This is a genomic window from Devosia nitrariae (assembly GCF_030160115.1).
Classification (GTDB): Bacteria; Pseudomonadota; Alphaproteobacteria; order Rhizobiales; family Devosiaceae; genus Devosia; species Devosia nitrariae.
In genome coordinates this window covers 241,115-260,242 of the sequence record NZ_BSNS01000020.1, presented here as the reverse complement: position 1 = coordinate 260,242, position 19,128 = coordinate 241,115, and the positions used below count along the sequence as shown (strand labels likewise).

The 19,128-nt window shown below is 61.9% G+C and carries 20 protein-coding genes, 2 pseudogenes and 1 other annotated feature; of the genes and pseudogenes, 18 read left to right on the top strand and 4 right to left on the bottom strand.

Features of this window, described 5'->3' with window-relative positions:
- Window positions 1-3 precede the first annotated feature (3 nt).
- From QQK18_RS18480 to QQK18_RS27445, 6 genes and pseudogenes are all read left to right on the top strand, one after another.
- Window positions 4-1,293, top strand: coding sequence for an ABC transporter substrate-binding protein (locus QQK18_RS18480; protein ID WP_284341840.1), 1,290 nt, complete (start codon window positions 4-6; stop codon window positions 1,291-1,293).
- 14 nt (window positions 1,294-1,307) lie between these two features.
- Window positions 1,308-2,792, top strand: coding sequence for a sulfatase-like hydrolase/transferase (locus QQK18_RS18475; RefSeq protein ID WP_284341839.1), 1,485 nt, complete (start codon window positions 1,308-1,310; stop codon window positions 2,790-2,792).
- 56 nt (window positions 2,793-2,848) lie between these two features.
- Window positions 2,849-3,334: a 2,4'-dihydroxyacetophenone dioxygenase family protein gene (locus tag QQK18_RS18470; protein WP_284342059.1), complete on the top strand. Its 486-nt coding sequence runs from the start codon at window positions 2,849-2,851 to the stop codon at window positions 3,332-3,334.
- A gap of 27 nt (window positions 3,335-3,361) precedes the next feature.
- Window positions 3,362-4,123, top strand: a complete 762-nt coding sequence (locus tag QQK18_RS18465; RefSeq protein ID WP_284341838.1) for an SDR family NAD(P)-dependent oxidoreductase — start codon at window positions 3,362-3,364, stop codon at window positions 4,121-4,123.
- Window positions 4,101-4,397: pseudogene (locus QQK18_RS27450) on the top strand (sigma factor); the annotation flags it as partial. The gene QQK18_RS18465 and the pseudogene QQK18_RS27450, both read left to right, overlap by 23 nt.
- 206 nt (window positions 4,398-4,603) lie before the next feature.
- Window positions 4,604-5,104: a sigma-70 family RNA polymerase sigma factor family protein gene (locus tag QQK18_RS27445; RefSeq protein ID WP_348523243.1), complete on the top strand. Its 501-nt coding sequence runs from the start codon at window positions 4,604-4,606 to the stop codon at window positions 5,102-5,104.
- Here the strand turns inward: QQK18_RS27445 and QQK18_RS18455 are convergent.
- Window positions 5,101-5,424: a hypothetical protein gene (locus tag QQK18_RS18455; RefSeq protein WP_284341837.1), complete on the bottom strand. Its 324-nt coding sequence runs from the start codon at window positions 5,422-5,424 to the stop codon at window positions 5,101-5,103. The two genes, QQK18_RS27445 and QQK18_RS18455, sit on opposite strands and share 4 nt — an antisense overlap.
- A gap of 135 nt (window positions 5,425-5,559) precedes the next feature.
- Here QQK18_RS18455 and QQK18_RS18445 point away from each other — a divergent pair.
- The 4 genes and pseudogenes from QQK18_RS18445 (at window position 5,560) to QQK18_RS18430 (ending at window position 9,005) form a co-directional block, all read left to right on the top strand.
- Window positions 5,560-7,040, top strand: a pseudogene (locus tag QQK18_RS18445) (MFS transporter).
- 413 nt (window positions 7,041-7,453) lie between these two features.
- The gene (locus tag QQK18_RS18440; protein WP_284341834.1) at window positions 7,454-7,648 is read left to right on the top strand and encodes a hypothetical protein; all 195 of its coding nucleotides are present in this window, start codon (window positions 7,454-7,456) and stop codon (window positions 7,646-7,648) included.
- A gap of 277 nt (window positions 7,649-7,925) precedes the next feature.
- Entirely contained in the window at window positions 7,926-8,738 is an 813-nt protein-coding gene (locus tag QQK18_RS18435) for a sugar transferase (RefSeq protein WP_284341833.1), read from the top strand.
- A gap of 117 nt (window positions 8,739-8,855) precedes the next feature.
- Window positions 8,856-9,005 (top strand): hypothetical protein, encoded by a 150-nt coding sequence (locus tag QQK18_RS18430; RefSeq protein ID WP_284341832.1) that lies wholly within the window; start codon window positions 8,856-8,858, stop codon window positions 9,003-9,005.
- Window positions 9,006-9,021: 16 nt separating this feature from the next.
- On the opposite strand, the gene QQK18_RS18425 is transcribed toward QQK18_RS18430, so the two are convergent.
- Window positions 9,022-9,180: a hypothetical protein gene (locus QQK18_RS18425; protein WP_284341831.1), complete on the bottom strand. Its 159-nt coding sequence runs from the start codon at window positions 9,178-9,180 to the stop codon at window positions 9,022-9,024.
- Between the two features lie 446 nt (window positions 9,181-9,626).
- Window positions 9,627-9,678: a sequence feature (sul1 is cis-regulatory element that is thought to sense ions involved in sulfur or methionine metabolism; They are found in Alphaproteobacteria), on the top strand.
- A gap of 193 nt (window positions 9,679-9,871) precedes the next feature.
- Here QQK18_RS18425 and QQK18_RS18420 point away from each other — a divergent pair.
- From QQK18_RS18420 to QQK18_RS18390, 7 genes are all read left to right on the top strand, one after another.
- Window positions 9,872-11,359: a SulP family inorganic anion transporter gene (locus tag QQK18_RS18420; protein ID WP_284341830.1), complete on the top strand. Its 1,488-nt coding sequence runs from the start codon at window positions 9,872-9,874 to the stop codon at window positions 11,357-11,359.
- Between the two features lie 16 nt (window positions 11,360-11,375).
- Window positions 11,376-12,230 (top strand): universal stress protein, encoded by an 855-nt coding sequence (locus QQK18_RS18415; RefSeq protein WP_284341829.1) that lies wholly within the window; start codon window positions 11,376-11,378, stop codon window positions 12,228-12,230.
- A 97-nt stretch (window positions 12,231-12,327) separates the two neighbouring features.
- A complete protein-coding gene (locus QQK18_RS18410) occupies window positions 12,328-12,687 on the top strand; it encodes a TraR/DksA family transcriptional regulator (RefSeq protein ID WP_284341828.1) in 360 nt (119 codons plus the stop codon).
- Between the two features lie 17 nt (window positions 12,688-12,704).
- On the top strand, window positions 12,705-12,983 hold the full coding sequence (locus QQK18_RS18405; protein ID WP_284341827.1) for a hypothetical protein: 279 nt from the start codon (window positions 12,705-12,707) through the stop codon (window positions 12,981-12,983).
- On the top strand, window positions 12,980-13,693 hold the full coding sequence (locus tag QQK18_RS18400; RefSeq protein WP_284341826.1) for a polyamine aminopropyltransferase: 714 nt from the start codon (window positions 12,980-12,982) through the stop codon (window positions 13,691-13,693). Before QQK18_RS18405 ends, QQK18_RS18400 begins: the two co-directional genes overlap by 4 nt.
- A gap of 213 nt (window positions 13,694-13,906) precedes the next feature.
- Entirely contained in the window at window positions 13,907-15,094 is a 1,188-nt protein-coding gene (locus QQK18_RS18395; RefSeq protein WP_284341825.1) for an MFS transporter, read from the top strand.
- 182 nt (window positions 15,095-15,276) lie between these two features.
- Window positions 15,277-15,843, top strand: a complete 567-nt coding sequence (locus tag QQK18_RS18390) for a nucleoside 2-deoxyribosyltransferase (RefSeq protein WP_284341824.1) — start codon at window positions 15,277-15,279, stop codon at window positions 15,841-15,843.
- Window positions 15,844-15,846: 3 nt separating this feature from the next.
- On the opposite strand, the gene QQK18_RS18385 is transcribed toward QQK18_RS18390, so the two are convergent.
- A complete protein-coding gene (locus QQK18_RS18385) occupies window positions 15,847-16,332 on the bottom strand; it encodes a winged helix-turn-helix transcriptional regulator (RefSeq protein WP_284341823.1) in 486 nt (161 codons plus the stop codon).
- Window positions 16,333-16,499: 167 nt separating this feature from the next.
- On the opposite strand from QQK18_RS18385, the gene QQK18_RS18380 reads away from it, so the two are divergent.
- Complete coding sequence (locus QQK18_RS18380; RefSeq protein ID WP_284341822.1) at window positions 16,500-17,720, top strand: MFS transporter; 1,221 nt, start codon at window positions 16,500-16,502, stop codon at window positions 17,718-17,720.
- A 20-nt stretch (window positions 17,721-17,740) separates the two neighbouring features.
- Here the strand turns inward: QQK18_RS18380 and QQK18_RS18375 are convergent, their stop codons facing one another.
- A complete protein-coding gene (locus tag QQK18_RS18375; RefSeq protein WP_284341821.1) occupies window positions 17,741-19,087 on the bottom strand; it encodes an MFS transporter in 1,347 nt (448 codons plus the stop codon).
- Between the last annotated feature and the right edge of the window lie 41 nt (window positions 19,088-19,128).

Here is a 19,128-nt window from a genome sequence, read left to right as displayed (position 1 = left end):
ACAATGACCCATCATCTCAATCGCCGCACACTGCTCAAGGGTGCCCTCGGCGGAGTTCTCGCCGCTCCACTGGCATCGCGCCTCGCCTTCGCCCAGGAAACGCGACTTCGCTTCTTCTGGTGGGGCAACCAGGACCGGTCGGACCGCACGCACAGGGTCATCGACCTTTATGAGGCGGCCAATCCGGGCGTCACTGTAGATGGCGAAACCGCCCCCTTCAGTGATTTCTGGACGCGGCTTGCCACTCAGGTCGTCGGCGGCAATCCGCCCGATATCATCCAGATGGACTTCCGCTATATCGCCGAATATGCCGACCGCGGTGCACTGCTGCCGCTCGACGACTATCTCGGCAATCTCCTCGACCTCAGCGAGATCCCGACTGAGCAGGTCGACGCCAATCGCGTCAACGGTCAGCTGTACGGCATCAGCTTCGGCGTCAACTGCGCTGCCCTCCACATCAATTCCGACGCCTGGGCGGAAGTAGGCATCGAACCACCGGCGCTCGGCACGACCTACGAAGACTTTGCCGAAGCCTGCGTCCGGCTCAAGGAAGCGACCCCGCGAGACAATTTCTACGGAACGTCGGATGCCAGTGGCATCGAGGTGCCCTTCGAGAATTTCCTCCGCCAGCGGGGACGCGCGCTCTATACCGCCGATGGCGAGCTCGCGTTCGACGAGACCGACGCTGCCGATTGGTTCGCGCTCTGGGACGAGATGCGCAAGAGCGGCGCGTGCGTGACCGGCGAAATGCAGGCGAGCGATCAGGGCACCATCGAGACAAGCATGCTGATCCAGGGTTACGCCGCCTGCAATTTCGGGCTTGCCAACGCGATCGGCCCCATCCGCAACCTGACACCGGAAACGATCGAACTCGCCGCTTATCCCCTAATCGCCTCCGATGCCGCGCCCGGCCATTACCTGCGCCCAGCCACCCGCGTCAGCATCTCGGCAGCGACCCCCGACCCCGAGCAGGCGGTTAGCTTCCTCGCCTTCTTCACCCAGGACCTGGAAGCGGCCAAGGTCCTCGGGGCTGAGAGGGGCATACCCGTGGCGCCGACGATCCAGCAGGCCATCGCCTCGTCTATCAGCGCGGCTGAGCGCGCCTCGGTCGAATACATCGCGGCCATTTCCGACGTGGTCGGGCCCCTGCCCCCGCAATCGCCGCCGGGCGCTGGCGAGATCACCGACCTGTTGCACCAAGCTGCCCAGGAAGTGGCTTTCGGCGTGCGTTCGCCCCAGGATAGCGGCTCGGCGCTGGTACAAGGCGCTGCCGATATCCTTGCCCGCAGTTAATCTCAGGACGTATCGTGACTGAACCCAGGAAGAACGTTCTTCTCGTGACCGTCGACGAGTGGCCCGCCCGCCTCATGGGGGCGGCGGGCCACCCTGTCATCGAGACCCCGACGCTCGACGCCTTGGCGCGCGCTGGGACGCGTTACGTCAACGCGTATTCGGAAACACCTGTTTGCGTACCGGCGCGGCGGAGCCTGATGACGGGAACCGACCCGCGCACCCATGGTGACCGCACCGCCCAGGGCACGCTGCGGATGCCCGACCTGCCAACGCTTGCCGACACCTTCCGCGCGGCGGGCTATCAGGCGACCGCCATCGGCAAGCTCCATGTCTACCCGCAGCGCGACCGCATCGGGTTCGACGATGTGATCCTTGCCGAAGAGGGTCGCCAGCTCGACGGGTGCGTCGACGACTACGAAGCGTTCCTCGCCGAACGCGGCCATGCCGGAGAACAATTCCTGCACGGCATGGGCAATAACGAGTATGGCTGGCGACCCTGGCATCTGCCCGAGGAGCTGCATCCGACCAACTGGATCGCCACGAGTGCGGCGCGGGCGATCAAACGGCGAGACCCGACACGGCCGGGATTCTGGTATGTGTCGTTCACCGCTCCGCATCCGCCACTGGTGCCGCTTCAAAGCTATTTCGACCGCTATGCGCGCCGTCCTGTCGACGAACCGGTGACGGGCGAGTGGGCCGAGAATTTCGAGGCCCTGCCTCCAGCACTGCAGAGCGTACGCCTCTATTGGCCTAACCTGCCACGCGAGCAGATGGCTGACATGCGGCGAGCCTACTATGCACTTTGCACCCATATCGACCACCAATTGCGCCTCATTATCGGCACACTGCGCGAGGAAGGCATCCTCAACGACACTGTTATCCTCTTCACCAGCGACCATGGTGATATGCTGGGCGACCACGGTCTTTATGCCAAGCGACTGATGTACGAAGCGTCGGCCAATATCCCGATGATCCTGCTCGGGGCCGCTTCCGATGCCGACCGCGTGGCGCCGGGCGCCGTGGACGACCGGCTCTGCGGACTTCAGGACGTCATGGCCACCCTGTTCGATCTTTGCGGCATCGCGGCCCCGCCCAGCTCCACTGGCATCTCAATGGTGGGCGCCGAGCGCCGGGACATCTTTTATGTTGAGTGCTCAGAGGGTCTCGAAGCGACGCGCATGGTGCACGACGGACGCTTCAAGCTGATCTGGTATCCGGTCGGCGACCGTTTCCAGCTGTTCGACCTCGATGCCGACCCGCGCGAGACACGCGACCTCGCCGACGTACCGGATCACCAAGACCGCCTGCAGGCCCTCGGCCGGATCCTCGCCGGCAAGCTCTATGGATCCGATTTGGCGTACCTTGCGAACGGCAAGATTGTCGGAACCCCTGCTGTGGAGGTCACCGCACGCCCCAATCGGGGACTTTCCGGTCAGCGCGGGCTGCAGTACCCTCCGCTCCCGTATCGCGATCCGAAGGTAGCAACGCGCACGTTATAGCGGCCCGTCGGGGTTTGGAGGGCGTCCAGTTTGGGAGAACCAACGTGTACAAGGACATGAACGGCTCGGCCCACCGGCTGGCTCCGCGTGAGATCGCCGTCACAGCCGAGCCGGAGGACGAACGCGTGTGGGTCCCGCAGGCGGACAAGGTCTGGTTCCGCCCACTCATGCTCAACACCTTGCAGGGGCAATGGTGCAACCTCCTGCGCGTGCGCCGCTCGGGCATCCTGTCGCGGCATCTGCACCCGAACCCGGTGCATGGCTATGTCATCAAGGGCAAGTGGCACTATCTGGAGCACGACTGGGTCGCCGATACCGGCTCGTATGTTTTTGAGCCGCCCGGCGAAATCCATACGCTCACGGTGCCCGACGACTGCAGCGAGATGATCACCTTCTTCAACATCACCGGCTCCATGTTCTACCTCGACGAGAACAACAAGCACGTCGGCTATGAGGACGTGTTCACCAAGATCGACATGTGCCGTGCCCACTACGAGAAGGTCGGGCTGGGCAGCGACTATGTCGACCAGTTCATCCGCTGAGGTCTGCCACTACACGGAACTATCGAAATGAGTTCAACCGCCGAAGCGGCGTGGTGGCCAGCCGGCTCCTTTGCAGGCAAGCGTGTTCTGGTGACCGGCGGCACGTCCGGGATCGGAGCGGCAGTGGCGCGTGCGTTCCTTCAGGCAGGCGCCGAGGTTACGGCGACCGGCATTGCCGAGGGCGAGATCGCCGCCCTGCAAGCTGATCCGGTTTTCGCCGCGGCTGAGCTTGCCCTGCTCGATGTGCGTGACAAGCAGGCTGTCGACGCCCTGGTTGGGGAGCTTGCTGGCCTCGATGTGCTCGTCAATTGCGCCGGCATCATCCGCCGCGGCGCCGAGCTCGACCCCGAGGTCTTCGACCAGGTCATCGACGTCAACCTCAGCGGCACCATGCGCATGTGCGTGGCGGCGCGGCCGCTGCTGGCGGCCTCCGGAAGCGGCGCCATCGTCAATACCGCCTCCATGCTTTCCATCTTCGGGGGTGGCCTCGTGCCGGGATATGCAGCGAGCAAAGGCGGCATATCCCAGCTCACCAAGTCCCTGGCCATCGCCTATGCACCCGAGAGAATCCGCGTCAACGCTGTCGCGCCGGGATGGATCGCCACGCCGCTGACCCAGGCGCTGCGCGACGATGCTTCTCGGTCGGACGCCATTCTGGCACGCACGCCACTCAACCGCTGGGGAACCCCCGACGATGTCGCCAACGCGGTACTCTATCTCTGCTCGCCCCTCGCTGCTTTCGTCGTCGGCACGACCCTAGTGGTCGATGGAGGCTATTCCGTCACCTGACCGGAGTGCGAGACGCGATATCTCGGTGACGGACACTCTCTCCCGGCGCGCTGAACGTCTGGATCATGGAGAAGATGGAGTCCGGGCTATGGCAGAGACGACAACTGATGCGAGCGCGGAGTTCGAGGCGCGGGTGAGAGTACTGCGGCCGCGTCTGCACCGTTATGCCGCGGGCATGACCGGCTCTGTCATCGACGGCGAGGACGTGCTGCAGGAAGCCTTGCTGAAGGCCTACACCGCCATAGAGCGGGCAACGGTCGTCGACGATCTCGAGCCCTGGCTCTTTCGCATCTGCCACAATGCGTCGCTCGATCACTTGCGGCGGAGGCGCCGCGAACGGCTGCTGGTTGCGGAGGATGCCGACATGGACCTTGTCGAGGATGGCCGGTCGAGCGCAGAGAGCCGGCAGATCGCCGCAGAGTCCTTGCGGACCTTTATGCACCTGCCCTGCTCCAGCGCAGCACGTGCATCCTGGTCGATGTGCTCGGCCTCAGCCTTGACGAAGCCAGCTCGGTGGTCGAGTCGAGCCTGGCGGGAACCAAAGCGGCGTTGCATCGCGGTCGCGCCAGTCTGGCCAGGATCGCCGAAAACATCGGCCCGCCGCAGGTACCCACGATGAGCCCGTACGAGGAACGGCGCCTGCGGCACTATATCGACCGGTTCAATGCTCGGGACTTCGATGCCATCCGGGCGATGATCGCAGAGGACGTGCAGCTTGATCTGGTCAACCGCCTGCACTTGCGCGGCAAGTCTCGGGTCTCGGTCTACTTCGCCCGGTATGACGACATGGCGGACTGGTCTTTGTCGCTCGGTTTCGTCGAAGGCCGCCCCGCCATCCTGGTCCACGATCCGCGCGCGGCCGAGGCCGCGCCGACCTCATTCATGCTCCTAGAGTGGGCGGAAGAGAAAGTCGCGGCCATCCGCGACTTCCGCCATGCGCGTTACGTGCTCGCGGCCGCGCGTATAGATCCGGCAGATTAGTTACCTGCAAGCATCCAATACTGGCCAACTACCCGGGCGGGCTGGCGCACCGTCGGCTCGGCCTGGCGCACCGTCGGCTCGGCCTGGCGGTCGTTTAGGCCTACTGTGAACGCTTTGAACGCCGCATTGTGCTCGAACGGATCGTCGGCAGAGTCGCGGTCGACGATATGGATGAAGGTGCCATCCTCGAGCTGCAGCGCCATGTAGCGCAGGTCTTCCGGCGCCTGCTTTGTGAGTTCGGCGAACACGGCTTCGATCCGGATGCGGTTCTCATCCCGTAGTTCAGGTTTGATGCGGTAACGAATGGCGGTGAAGGACATTGCTTTCTCCTTGGATATCGCCAAGGACGATTGCCCAAGCCGAAAAAATTCTCCTGACGCGGAGAATCTTTCGTCGTCTCCGTTTCGTCATGTCTTCGAACGCACCCCGTCCGGTGCAGACAAATCGAGGACACAATGAACGACATTTCCTGCGAACGGGCACGGGGCTGGGTTCTTTCCCTCGTTGCTCTCGCTTCCTTCATCGTCGCGCTTGACGCCATGGTCATGTCTACGGCGTTGACCAAAATCCAGGCGAGCCTGGGGGCCACACTCCACCAGCTCGAATGGTCGGTGAACGGCTACAATCTCAGCTTCGCCGTTCTGCTCACAATAGGCGCAGCGCTCGGCGAACGCTTCGGGCGCAAGCGCTTCTTCGTCCTGGGGCTGACGATCTTTCTTCTGGCCTCAGTCGGCTGCGCGCTGTCTCAAGACATCGGCATGTTGATTGCAGCACGGGTGATACAGAGCGCCGGCGCTGCATTGATCATGCCGCTGGGCTTGGCGATACTCGGTGCCGCCTACCCCGGGAAATCCGCGGAAAGGCGCTGGGCAAGTTCGGTGCGATCACCGGCCTTGCCGTGCTCAGTGGCCCTGTTGTCGGCGGCGCGATCGCGCAAAGTCTCGACTGGACGTGGATCTTCTGGATCAACGTGCCAATAGGCCTCGTGCTGATCCCGCTCGCCGTCGCCAAGCTCGGCGAAAACCGTGGTGGCGATGCGCGGATCGATATTCCTGGTGCTGGCGCAGCTTTCGGCACGACCTGGGCTTTGATGCGGACGGCAGAGCTGGGCTGGGGCGCTACCGAGGTGCTGTGGAGCTTTGCTGCCGCTGTGGTGCTCGTCACTGCGTTTATCGTCCGGCAGCGCTCGGCGGCCGAACCGATGCTTCCGCCAGAGCTCTTTACCCGTGGCGCCTTCACCGGTGGCCTCGGCGCGGCTTTTTTGCACTATGGAGCCCTTTACGGCACGTTGTTCTTCATCGCCCAGTTCCTCCAGGTCGGACAGGGCTACTCGCCGCTCGAGGCGGGCTTACGCGTTCTGCCATGGACGGCAACGTTGTTCTTCGTCGCGCCACTGGTCGGCAACCTGATCCGAAAGGTCGGCGAGCGGCCGCTGATCTCGCTGGGCCTGCTGTTCGAGGGCGGCGGCCTCGCCATCATCGCACTCACCGCCTCATCGGACATGAGCTTCGCCGCCTTGGCATTGCCGCTGGTCCTGGCCGGTGTCGGCGCATCCATGGCCAACCCAGCAAACCAGAGCGCGGTGATGGGTTCGGTCAGCGCCGAACAGATGGGCAAGGCGACGGGCGCCTATGGCGTGTTTCAGTTTCTCGGCGGCGCGGCGGGCATCGCGCTGGGCACGACGACGTTTGCACTTGTTGGTGACCATGCGAGCCCAGGCGACTTCGTTGCCGGCTTTGCCGGCGCCGCATGGACTTTTGCAGCCATGGCCTTTGCGGGTTCACTCTTCGCCGGCGTGCTGGTGCCGGGCAGGCACACCCGCGGCCAACTCTCGGCACGGCTTGAGAGCCGTGAGTCTCAGGCATCGCAGACCAGTTCGAAGGTCGCTTCAGTTGGCGAAGGGCAAGTCGCGGTTCAACTGGCAGACGGCCCTTGAAGGCGCATTCTTCCGCCATTGGCACACAAAAAAGCTCCCATGGGGCGCCGCTCCCAGCTGCGCGGTCCACATGCGCTAGGGCTTTTCTAGCGAAGGAATGACATCGAAAGGCTGAGGTCCGCCATTAGCCAACCCATTCCAATTACTAGAATCCAGGACAGAATAGCCAGTGGGACGACCACGTAAAGACGCGGCATTACTGTTCCCCCCAAAACGAACCCCGCTTGAACTACTAAGACTTGATTCGTGGCGGTTGGGTCCAGCGATGTTTTGCGTCCCCACCCAAAAAGGTGGGGACGCCCCTCCTGCACTCTGCCACACGGGCCCGATGCCTTAAGCATTTCTTAAGATTAAGATTGGAACTCGCGGGCACCTGCCGCATTGTCAATCCTGCCTAGAGGGAGAGGGGACCAATGCAGTTGCGTGATGCCGTGTTGGAAGGAGCAAACCCGAGCGAGATTGCGGCGTTAAGCCGTCTCTGTGACCAACCAGGCTATGTGCCACCGCCAGAGCTGGCGGGAAGCCTTCAGGCCAAGGGGTGGGTCGACAGAGCCGGCGATAACTATCTCCTGACGATCGCCGGCAGGACATTGATCGAAAAGCATTAGGTGTTTGCCGGATCCGACTTTCATACGTCGATCTCGCCGCCTGCCAAGACCTGGTTTGGTGTTCAGTCGCGCCGGGTAGGGATGATACCTGGATGGCGGAAGGTGCAAGCAACACTCGAACTTGAACAGCATGGTGCAACCGTCCTCTACGCGCTCGGCGTGCCCGGCGATGCCACTTGCTTGATGACTGGCGCCATGCAATGCTTAACAATGATTTAATAACATTAGAGAGAGAACTTAACCAACGTTAGTAGTTTGGCGAGTGCGGCGCGTCCAAATGAAACACGAAGGCTTTGGGGAAAACGAGATGAGTAATGGCGCCGCTTATTCTCTGCCGAGTGAATCGGACGTAACGAACCACGTCAAAACGATAGCTTCCAGCGAATCGACATATCAAGGATCCATTTTTTCTTTGGATTGCAGCGGGCTGACTGCGAACTTCTTTGGAAAGCTCCCCGAGCAGCCGCCGCAGGACCTAAAGCGCAATATTCAGCTATCGGCCAAGCGATTTATGGATATTCTATTGTCGTTAGCAATATTAGCGTTTTTAGCTCCACTTCTGCTGATCGTCGCGGCAGCTATCAAGATCAATAGTTCTGGACCAGTACTGTTTAAGCAGGAGCGGGAAGGCATTTTAGGGAAAACCTTCTCTATTCTAAAATTCAGAACCATGTATGTGGATGACTGCGATCCTTCCGGCGTCGGGCAAACAACAAAAGCCGATTCACGCGTGACTCCGGTCGGCAATTTTCTGCGCCGAACCAGCATTGATGAGCTTCCCCAACTCCTCAATGTCGTGAAGGGTGATATGTCTATCGTCGGACCCAGACCGCACGTCGGAGGACAGCAGGCTGCAGGCCTTGCCTACCGCGAACTCGTCCCATACTACGACATGCGCCATATGATGCGCCCTGGTTTGACGGGCTGGGCGCAAGCCAACGGATATCGTGGTCCCACCATCGACCGGATCCGGTCAAAGGCTCGTATCGACCATGATATTGCCTATGTTCAGAATTTTTCGCTCTGGCTGGACATCGTCATCATTTTCCGCACGCTCAAAGCGGAATTCATAACCGGGAACGGCTACTGACGGAGCCGATGGATAGTCCCACACGACAGCCCTATGGGAACAGAACACCGACGCACCCGTTGGAGTTCTGAGCTCAACTTTAGAACCGATTAACGGTTCGGGAGTTAGGGGTACGCTATGCTTCAGGAATATCACGGTTCAGCAGACAAGGATCGCGCGGCTTCTGGTCGTGGCTGGACGATCGTGGGTTTCGCGGTCGCGGGCTGGCTTCTTGTCTTTGCTGCGCTTTTTGCGTTTCAAATCGTTGCACGCGTCATTCTTGGCTAAGAAGGCGAGCACCACGTCAGCCGGCCAAGCCTGCTAGCCCCCCTATGATCAGTGCCACGGCGGCCCAACTTGCAATCGCCAACATCACGATCACCCATGCACGCTGACGCTTGACCCACGCCAGCCCGTCTCTCGGGTAGCCCAGCCGCTCGAGCAGCTGAAGTGCCTGTTGCATCGCCTCTTCCTACGAATGGCCGACTCGCCGCTAGAGCCTTCCATGGCGCCTATTGTGTGCTCAAGTGCCAATCACCACTATTGGCAGAAATCCCAATACGGCACACAACTGGTGTGGTCTACCTCGAATTTCACCCACAGAGCTCACAGAGGGCCCATCCATCGCCTGGAGCATTTCGCGTTCCGATTGAATCGGAACGGCAGGCTTGAGCTGCGCAATCAGCGCGCGATAGACTGTCGCCTCGACCTGCGGGTCCGTGTGCTTGCTTACAGCGCCTTCGATTTCCGATCCGTCTGTACTCAACTCACCTGCAGTTCCGCTTCACCGTTGGCGGCCAGGCGGGAGCGGAATCACTCCAGCGTCATCTCGACAGATCAAAGCCATGCAATCTGCACAAACGGACTATGTCTTGCAGCCATTGCCCGTTTAAGGCAAGAACGTGGCACGACGGACTCGCTCGGCGAGTGGCTTCTCCGGGCGCCTATCCCCCGGCAACCTATAACCGCCCTGCCCGGTCCCGCACGGCCATTTGCCAAGCGGTGATACGGGCCCCCGACATTTGCGAATTGCCGTACAGGTCATCTCGTTTGCGGATGGATGGTCGAGCCATGCATGACGTGGCGCATGCTCGTGAGCGTCGGTGCAGCGGTCGTTAGCGCCTCCAATCCCTTCAAACCGAGGAAATCATACTATGATTGAGTTCATGTCCCGAATGCGATCCGAGTGGTTCGGTAACATTCGCGCAGACATCCTCGCCGGTCTCGTCGTCGCGCTCGCCCTCATTCCCGAAGCCATCGCTTTCTCGATCATCGCGGGCGTCGATCCCAAGGTTGGCCTTTATGCATCGTTCTCGATCGCGGTTCTTATCGCCTTTGTCGGCGGCCGCCCCGGCATGATCTCGGCGGCGACCGCGGCCACGGCCGTGCTCATGGTCACGCTCGTCAGGGACCATGGGCTCAACTATCTGCTGGCCGCGACGGTCCTTGCGGGATTGCTTCAGATCGGCGCGGGTCTCCTGAAGCTCGGTTATGTCATGCGGTTCGTGTCGAAGTCGGTGATGACCGGCTTCGTCAATGCGCTGGCCATCCTCATCTTCATGGCGCAACTGCCCGAACTCATCAACGTTACCTGGCTGACCTACGTGATGGTAGCCGGCGGGCTCGCCATCATCTACCTCTTCCCGCGCCTGACCAAGGCCGTGCCCTCGCCGCTGGTGTGCATTGTGGTGCTGACCACGCTCTCGATGGTCTTCAACTTCGATCTGCGTACGGTCGGTGATATGGGCGAATTGCCCTCGACGTTGCCTGTGTTCCTCATTCCGCAGATACCGCTCAGTTTCGAGACGCTAATGATTATCCTGCCCTATTCGGCCGCCGTGGCCGTGGTGGGGCTTCTCGAATCCCTGATGACCGCGACGATTGTCGACGACCTGACCGACACAAAGAGCGACAAGAACCAGGAATGCATCGGCCAGGGCATCGCCAATACCGCTACCGGCTTCATCGGCGGCATGGCCGGCTGCGCAATGATCGGCCAGTCGATCATCAATGTGAAATCCGGAGGCCGCGGGCGACTCTCGACCTTCCTTGCCGGGGCATTCCTGCTGTTCCTGATCCTCGTGCTCGGCGATCTCGTTCGCGTCATTCCCATGGCGGCACTCGTCGCCATCATGATCATGGTTTCCGTCGGTACGTTCTCTTGGGCGTCCATCCGGAACCTTGCCACCCATCCGCGAAGCTCTTCGATCGTCATGCTCGCGACGGTTGCAACCGTCGTTTACACGCACAACCTTGCCATCGGCGTATTGGTAGGCGTGCTGCTCTCGGGCATCTTCTTTGCCTGGAAGATTTCGCAGATCTTCCGCATCACCTCGACGCTCTCGCAGGATGGGCGCGAACGGACATACAAGGTCGAAGGCCAGATTTTCTTTGCCTCGACCGAAGACTTCACCTCCGCCTTTGACTTCAGGGAAGCGCTCGAAAGGGTCACTATCGACGTCACCCACGCGCATATCTGGGATATTTCGAGCGTGCAGGCACTCGACATGATCATCCTGAAGTTCCGGCGCGAGGGAGCCGAAGTCCATGTCGTCGGCATGAACGAAGCCAGCGAAACCATCGTCGACAGGCTGGCCATTCACGACAAGCCCGGGGCGCTCGAACGCCTCATGGGTCATTAGGAACGAGGAGGAGACCATGCCAAAGCTGATCGCATTCGTCGATGGTTCCATCTATTCAGAGAGCGTTCTCGATCACGCCGCCTGGGTTGCAAATACGATCGGGGCCTCCGTCGACGTCGTTCATGTCATCGGACGCCGAGAGACCACCAGCGTGCCCGTCAGCTTCAGCGGAAATCTGGAGGCCGATGCCCAGCAGCACCTTCTGGAAGAACTGGCCGCGCACGATCAGCAACGGGCCAAACTCGCCCAGCAGCGCGGCCGGCTGATTGTCGACGCCGGTGTCTCCCGCCTGCTTGCGGCCGGTGTTGCCGACGTCCATGCCAAATTGCGCAACGGCGACATCATCGAGGCGGTTCAGGAACTGGAGGCAGATGCCGATCTGGTCCTGATCGGCAAGCGCGGCGAAGCCGCAGACTTCGCCAAGATGCATTTGGGGTCGAACCTCGAGCGGGTGGTCCGCAGCACCCGGAAGCCTGTGATGGTTGCCAACCGCAAATACAAGCCAGTCAGGCGTTTTCTGATCGCCTACGATGGCGGACCCAGCGTCATGAAGGCCATCGACCACATCGCGACCGGCGCTCTGTTCCCGGGCCTGCCCTGTCAGATGATCATGGCGGGCAAGGACACGTCCGATGCGCGCGGCAAGATCGAGGCTTCCGCCGACATCCTGCGCAAGGCCGGCTATCAGGTTGACATCAGCATCGAGGAAGGACAGCCGGAAGCCGTCATCGCGCGGCATGCGGAAGCCGACCAGATCGACCTGCTCGTCATGGGCGCCTATGGTCATACGCGGGTTCGTAGTTTCATCATCGGATCGACCACGACCGAGATGATCCGCTCCGTCCTGATCCCGGTCATGCTGTTCCGGTAAACCGCACCGATCGCTATTTGGTGGGACACGCGGCGCTTGATGATCGAGGACGAAACCTGACGGAGTACCGATAGCCGAACCATGAGAGGCGTTGAACGTGTCTGACGAGATGAGCAAGGACCAGATGGAGAGCTTTGCCCGCGTGATCGCCGCGGAGCTTGAGGAACTTGACCGCCTCTCCAGGGACACCGTGAGCGACAGGGCGCCTGTCGCTCTTGACTGGCAAAGCGTCGGACGATTGTCGCGCATGGACGCTATGCGAGGTCAAGCGCTGGCCCAGGCGTCGGATCAGCGGCGCGGCGCCCGCTGCGTCGCCCTGCAAATGGCACTGCGCCGTATCGAGGAAGGCGAGTTCGGGTACTGCCAGGATTGCGGCGACCCCATTGCGCTACGCCGCCTGGAGATCGATCCGGCAGCAACGCTCTGCATCGGTTGCGCGCAACGAAGCGGGCGATAGCTTGAAAGGAACAGCTCATGACCGAACGGCGACCTATCCTGCACGTCGATGGCGCCCACTGCGACCGCATCCGCTCCGCGGTCGACACCAGCTTCGATATCGGGATATTGGGCGAGCACCCGTCAGGTGAAGGACCTGTTATCCATACCACCCACGGACGAGGCGGAAGAGCAGTGACAGGGCCGACCCTGAGCGCTCCACCCTCGATTGCGCCCCGATCCGAACTCCTGGGGCTCGGCACCGCGTTCGCGGGCCGCGCCGACCACCTCGACGCCCTGACGAGAACGGAAGGATGAGCCGGCTTTTCGAAGAACTGGATTATCGGGTCACCGAACTGGGCGCTTTGAGTCTGCGTCGCCGCGCCAGTCTGACCGGCGGCGAGGACATCTATGAAGTCCTTCTCGGCAATGAGTATCTGATGTCGAGCCGCTTCACCGTTGCCGAAACAGCTCTGGCGACCATGGGACTTGCCGCCTGCCCGGATCGACCGCTCGATGTTGTCGTGGGCGGCATGGGGCTAGGCTATACGGCCAAGGCCGCACTCGAACATCCACGGCTCTCCTCGCTGCTTGTCGTCGACGGCTTGACCGAGGTCATTGAATGGCATCGGGAAGGCTTGCTGCCTCTGGGCCGGCAGCTAACGTCCGACCCACGCTGTAATCTCGTGCACGGGGACTTTTTTGCACTCTGCGAAAGCGCCGCCGGTTTCGATCCGAGGGTACCGCATCGGGAATTCGATGCCATTCTCGTCGATATCGACCATTCCCCAATCAATCTGCTGCACCCGGACAACGCCCGCTTTTACGAGCAGGCCGGTCTCGAAAGACTCAGGCAGCACATCAAGCCTCGCGGAATCTTCGCGCTATGGTCGAACGATCCGCCTTCCGAGCCATTTCATTCGATATTCCGCAGTGTCTTCACCGATGTCGGCGTGCAGTCCGTCGCTTTCCCATCGCTTGACGGGATCCGCAACGACACCAATACCCTGTTCATCGGTCGCCGTTGATCGGGTTGACGGTCTGACCGCCGGGTTCTATCGCTAAGCCTTCTCTACCTGGCACCCCCTATCCGTGCCCCAAATCATCTTATTTCTCGCCGTTCCGCGCCTTCGATCCCGAAGGTGCGCATCTGGACATACATGCAGTCTCCCGCTCCGAAATCGCCTCCACTATCCGAGCTCACCGGCCGGCAAATCCAATGGATCCTGGGCGGCGCGACCATGACCCTGGCGACAATGCCGGGCCAAACCAACTTCATCGCCCAGTTCAATGCCTCGCTGCGCGCCGATTTCGGCCTTAGCCACGGTGCCTTCGGGGGCTTCTATACCCTGGCGACCCTGGCCAGCGCCTGCACACTGGTTTTCGCTGGTGTCCTCGCCGACAAGGTCGAGGCTCGGCTCCTGGCCATCGGCTCGATTGCTGGGCTGGCGGTTACTGCCCTTGTCATGTCCGGCTTGCAGCACATCGCCCTGTTGGTGATCGCCCTGGCCGCCCTGCGCTTTTTCGGCCAGGGCATGCTCGCCCATATCGCCATGACCACGATGTCGCGCTGGTTCAACCGCTTCCGGGGTCGTGCGCTGTCCTTTGCCGGGCTCGGGTTCACCGTGGGCGAGGCCGCCCTGCCCTTCACGATCACCCTTTCCATCGCCGCCTTCGGCTGGCGTAACGTTTGGCTCGGCACGGCGTGCATGCTTATCGCTGTGCTGGTTCCGGTCATCTGGTATCTGCTGCGCGATCCACCGGATGGCAAGCGCGCACGGGCAGCCGGCACCGTCAACCCGGACGCCCCGACATCCCTGCGCCCCACAGGCCAAAAGTGGACAAGGACTGCGGTTCTGCGCGATCCGCTCTTTTATGCAATCATCCCCGGCATCATGGCACCGCCGGCGATCGGTACCCTGTTCATCTTCCATCAGGCGCATCTGACAGAGATAAAAGCCTGGGACCTGACGCTCTTTACCGCCTTCTTTCCGTTCCTCTCAGGCACGGTGGCAATCTCGTCCGTCTTTGCCGGCTTTCTCGTCGACCGGTTCGGTGCCTGGCGCCTGATGCCTGTTGTCCTGTTGCCACTCGCCGGCGCCTGCCTCCTGATCGGCACGCTCTCGCCGCAGTGGAGCATACCGTTGATCTTCATCTGCTTTGGTTTGACGCAGGGAATGATGAATCCCATCGTCGGAGCTCTGTGGGTCGAGGTCTACGGCACCGCCCATATCGGTGCCGTCCGCTCGCTGGCGACCGCCGCCCTCGTCGCCGCGTCCGCCGTCGGCCCCGGCATTGCTGGCTACCTTATCGATACCGGTGTCGAACTGACGGCCCAGGCCTTCGCTTACGCCGCTTATTGCCTCGCAGGCGCTGTGCTTTATCTCGCGCTGCAACCTCGCTTTCGCCGGCGCGGCATTGCACTTTAGGCGACGAGCTCGTTTGAATCGTTGGACGGTACGGTCGATCTCTTCGACATCGAACTCAAGCAGGACCAGATGAGCAAAGTTACCCTACCCCCCGACCCTTGGCAGAACGTCACGATTCCGAACGGCCTGCCGGCCAACGAAGGTATTTGTGGCCTGCAGAAGTGCGTAGGGGAGCTCTCCTGATGGCGCTTAAGGTTTACATCGCTGGACCGGAGGTGTTTTTCCCGAACGGCAAAGAGATCATTGCCCGCAAGGGAGAATTGGCACGCCGTTACGGATTCGAGGCGAACACGTTCGGGGGCGGCGACTATCCGTCGGAGAAGTTCGCCTTCGGTGTCGCCATCAGCAAGGCGAACGAGCAGACGATGCGCGCGTCCGACTTCATTCTCGCCAACATGACCCCGTTCCGGGGTCTCTCGACGGATGTCGGCACGGCCTACGAGATCGGCTTCATGTGCGCGCTGGGCAAGGCAGCCTTCGCCTATACCAATGATCCGCGCGCCTATGATGTGCGCCTCAGTACAGACTACTACGCTGGCGCGGTCGCCAGGGGTGAGGACGGGATGGTGCGTGGGCCGGACGGCTGGATGGTGGAAGATCACGCCATGGCCGATAATCTGATGCTCGACGGCGCCATCGTCGAGCGTGGCGGCACCATCGCCCGGCCGCCGGATGGTCCGGTTCTCCCCTGGGACGACCTGTCGGTCTATGAGAGCGTCCTCAAGACCGCCCGCGCCTATTTCGGCTGAGGGTCAACCGCCCCTTTCCACCACGTGCCCATATGCTGCGTTGAGTTCTGCCAGCACGGACCGACGCGGAGCCGGAGCACCCAGGTGCAGGTGCCTGAGTTCATCCACGAGATCGGCCCACATCTGCGGCCCCCCGGCATCGAGCGCATTGGCCCGTGCCGCGAGGTCGGGGCTGGCGGGCAGGTAGCGGGCGCCCCAGGCGCCGAGGGCTGCAAGGGCCGGCACCAGGGCGATGGCCTTGTCGGTGAGGCTATAGATGGTGCGCTGCTTGTGACCGGGGTCGGCCGCGGCGGTGAGGAAACCCTCTTGCGTCAAGTGCTTGAGGCGGGCCGCCAGGATATTGGTGGCGATACCTTCGAGCGAATTCCCATGGATTTCGGAATAGGTGCGGAAGTTGCCGAAAATGATGTCGCGCAGCACGACGAGGCTCCAGCGGTCGCCGAGCACCTCGACCGAGAGATTGATGGGGCATCCTGATCGCTGATCCACGAGTCACTCCTGATCCACTTGCACTTTACAAGTAGTTTCGATCTAGGTAAACTCCTTGTTGTTTGCAAGTGGTTTTAGGCGGCGATGTGAAAAAACCGTCGGCCGGATGTCGAAACCAACGCCGCCTATTCGTCGAGTGGGCAGAGAGAGCCGGAGGGACCTTCAAAATGGAACGACACTATGGGTGGGTGATCGTGGCCGCGGGCGCGGTGATCACCTGTGTGGCGATGGGGGCGATGTTCGCCCTGCCCGTCTATCTGCAACCCATCGCCGAGGAGACCGGCTGGACGCGGGCCGGGATTTCCGGAGCGATGACGGTCGGGTTCGTGGTCATGGGCATTGCTGGCTTCGGCTGGGGGATGCTGACCGACCGGATCGGGGCGCGGCCGGTGGTGATGATCGCCGCGGTGATCCTCGGCATCGGTCTTTACATCGCCAGCTCGACCAGCAACCTGCTCGTCTTCCAAGCCGCCTATGGCGGGCTCGTCGGCGCCTCGGGTGGAGCGTTCTTCGCCCCGCTGATGGCGACCACCGTCGGCTGGTTCGACAAGCACCGCAGTCTTGCGGTCTCCCTGGTCTCCATCGGCGCGGGCGTCGCACCGATGGTCGTCACACCACTCGCCACCATCCTCATCGCAACCTTTGGCTGGCGCAGCGCCATGGCGATGACCGCGATCACCGCCACGGTGATCCTCGTTCCCGCCGGTATCCTCATCCGCCGCGCTCCGGAGGCTCTTGCGGCCTCGCCCTCCGAAGGCAGCGATGTCGCTCCGCGTGAGCCACAGCCCTCGGGCGCTGGCGCGGCGCTGAAAACGCCGCAGTTCATCGTTCTCGCTGCGACCTTCTTTTTCTGCTGCGCAGCGCATTCGGGGCCGATCTTCCACACCGTCAGCTATGCCATGATTTGCGGCGCCTCGGCCCTGGCCGCGGCCAGCATCTATAGCGTGGAGGGTGTGGCGGGCCTTTTCGGTCGGCTGATCTTCGGCGTGCTGGCTGATCGGCTGGGCGTCAAGCGGGTGCTGATCGCAGGCCTGGTGATGCAGTCCGTCGGCATTTACACCTACATCTACGTCACGCAACTCACCGAGTTCTACATGCTCGCGGTCGTGCTCGGCATGGCCTATGGTGGTGTGATGCCGCTCTATGCGGTCCTCGCCCGCGATTATTTCGGTCCCAAGGTGATGGGGACGGTGCTGGGCGCTGCCACCATGACGTCGGCCATCGGCATGGCGTTCGGACCTGTCGGCGGCGGCTGGCTCTACGATACCTTCGGCAGCTACCACTGGCTTTACGTGGCCTCGGCCGCCGTCGGGCTTGCCGCCGCGGCGATGGCGTTGGCCTTCCCGCCGGTCCGCAAGCCGCAGGAAGGCCAGTTGCAGCCTGCTTGAACCTTTCGCTGCGACAATCCCTACTGGGCGGGGCTGCCTTCGGGCACCCCGCCCTCGTCGTCATCCGGCCCCTTGGCATAGACCGCCGACAGATCCCGATAATAGCGCGAGTTGAACGCAAGGATCGTCACCCCCAAGCCAACAAATCCCGCCACGGTGAACACCAGTGCGATGCCGCGCGGTTGGCCGGTACCGAACCAGCCGCCGATGAGGTCGGCACCGGCTCCGTCGGTCATGAACGGGATGACGACGAATTGGGTGAGCGGGCCGATGAGGAAGGCGGTCAAAGGCGAGGCTGCCTGCTCGACTGATTGGGCAAAGCCGAAGACGCGCCCCTGCCGTTCGAGCGGCACCACTTTCTGCAGCGTCGTGTGCTCGGCGGCCTCGGCATAGGGGGCCAGGAACATCCAGACGAAACACCCGGCCGCAAGCAGCCATATCGAAGACTGGATGGTGAAGACGGTACAGACGCTCCAGGTGATGATGTTGACGGTCAGCAGCGTCTTCAGCGGGTTCTTGCCCAGCCCGGTCTTGGAAATGATGATGCCGCTGATGATGAAGGCGGTCGAGAGCACGCCGAACAGCAGTCCCCACACCTCCACTGAGACGAGCGAAAGCCCGTAAGCGTCGAGCAGCGCCATGAAGATGCCGCCGAGGAAATTGTTGAAGGTGGCAAAGAAGATCAGCGCGAAGAGGCCGGGCACGGCGGCGATCACGCGGATCGTGCCGGCGATGTCGACGCGCTTCGGTTCAGCCGGCGCATCAGGCGTCGCCTCCACGCGACCCTCGTCGATGCTGACGAAAGCAATATGCGCGGCGGCGAGCAGGGTGAAGGCCAGAGCCAGGATAAGTGTGCCGAACATGCCGCCATAGGCAACGAGGAAGCCGCTGATGACCGATGTGGTGAGGAACCCGATGCCGGTGACCATGCCGACAAGTCCGTTGGCCTTGTCCCGCCTGTCTTCGGGGATCAGGATTGTCACCAGCGTCGGCAAGGCGATGGAGCGGATGTTGCCGGCGATGACGCCGAGCATAACCAAGAGGATGAAGACCCAGAGATAAGGGCCATAGGGGTTGGTAAAGGCGTCCTGAGGCTCGAAGAGAACCATGGCGAGCGAGGCGGCATAAAAGGCGAGAGAGACAATGCTCGAGCCGAGCATTGCCAGTTTTTTCGGGTTGTGGTCGACGATAGAGCCGAACCAGAAGCCGAAGCCTGCGGTAAACACCAGATAGACGCCGGCAATCATGCCGGTGGCGAACACCGACTGCGTCTCGAGATAGACCCAGAAGGTCACCGCGAACCAGACGGTGAAGTTGGTGATGTTGGCAACGAGGTTGTTGCCGAGAATCTGATGAAACGGGCTCATCGGTGCGTGACCTCGCGTTGCCGGCCGAGCGCGCGAGGCTA

What these genes read in the sequence shown, in the direction of transcription:
- QQK18_RS18480 (WP_284341840.1), top strand. Translation starts at nt 4, where the DNA reads ATGACCCATCATCTCAATCGCCGCACACTGCTCAAGGGTGCCCTCGGC.
- QQK18_RS18470 (WP_284342059.1), top strand. Translation starts at nt 2,849, where the DNA reads ATGAACGGCTCGGCCCACCGGCTGGCTCCGCGTGAGATCGCCGTCACA.
- QQK18_RS18465 (WP_284341838.1), top strand. Translation starts at nt 3,362, where the DNA reads ATGAGTTCAACCGCCGAAGCGGCGTGGTGGCCAGCCGGCTCCTTTGCA.
- QQK18_RS18455 (WP_284341837.1), bottom strand. Translation starts at nt 5,424, where the DNA reads ATGTCCTTCACCGCCATTCGTTACCGCATCAAACCTGAACTACGGGAT.
- QQK18_RS18440 (WP_284341834.1), top strand. Translation starts at nt 7,454, where the DNA reads ATGCAGTTGCGTGATGCCGTGTTGGAAGGAGCAAACCCGAGCGAGATT.
- QQK18_RS18435 (WP_284341833.1), top strand. Translation starts at nt 7,926, where the DNA reads ATGAAACACGAAGGCTTTGGGGAAAACGAGATGAGTAATGGCGCCGCT.
- QQK18_RS18430 (WP_284341832.1), top strand. Translation starts at nt 8,856, where the DNA reads ATGCTTCAGGAATATCACGGTTCAGCAGACAAGGATCGCGCGGCTTCT.
- QQK18_RS18425 (WP_284341831.1), bottom strand. Translation starts at nt 9,180, where the DNA reads ATGCAACAGGCACTTCAGCTGCTCGAGCGGCTGGGCTACCCGAGAGAC.
- QQK18_RS18420 (WP_284341830.1), top strand. Translation starts at nt 9,872, where the DNA reads ATGATTGAGTTCATGTCCCGAATGCGATCCGAGTGGTTCGGTAACATT.
- QQK18_RS18415 (WP_284341829.1), top strand. Translation starts at nt 11,376, where the DNA reads ATGCCAAAGCTGATCGCATTCGTCGATGGTTCCATCTATTCAGAGAGC.
- QQK18_RS18405 (WP_284341827.1), top strand. Translation starts at nt 12,705, where the DNA reads ATGACCGAACGGCGACCTATCCTGCACGTCGATGGCGCCCACTGCGAC.
- QQK18_RS18400 (WP_284341826.1), top strand. Translation starts at nt 12,980, where the DNA reads ATGAGCCGGCTTTTCGAAGAACTGGATTATCGGGTCACCGAACTGGGC.
- QQK18_RS18395 (WP_284341825.1), top strand. Translation starts at nt 13,907, where the DNA reads ATGACCCTGGCGACAATGCCGGGCCAAACCAACTTCATCGCCCAGTTC.
- QQK18_RS18390 (WP_284341824.1), top strand. Translation starts at nt 15,277, where the DNA reads ATGGCGCTTAAGGTTTACATCGCTGGACCGGAGGTGTTTTTCCCGAAC.
- QQK18_RS18380 (WP_284341822.1), top strand. Translation starts at nt 16,500, where the DNA reads ATGGAACGACACTATGGGTGGGTGATCGTGGCCGCGGGCGCGGTGATC.
- QQK18_RS18375 (WP_284341821.1), bottom strand. Translation starts at nt 19,087, where the DNA reads ATGAGCCCGTTTCATCAGATTCTCGGCAACAACCTCGTTGCCAACATC.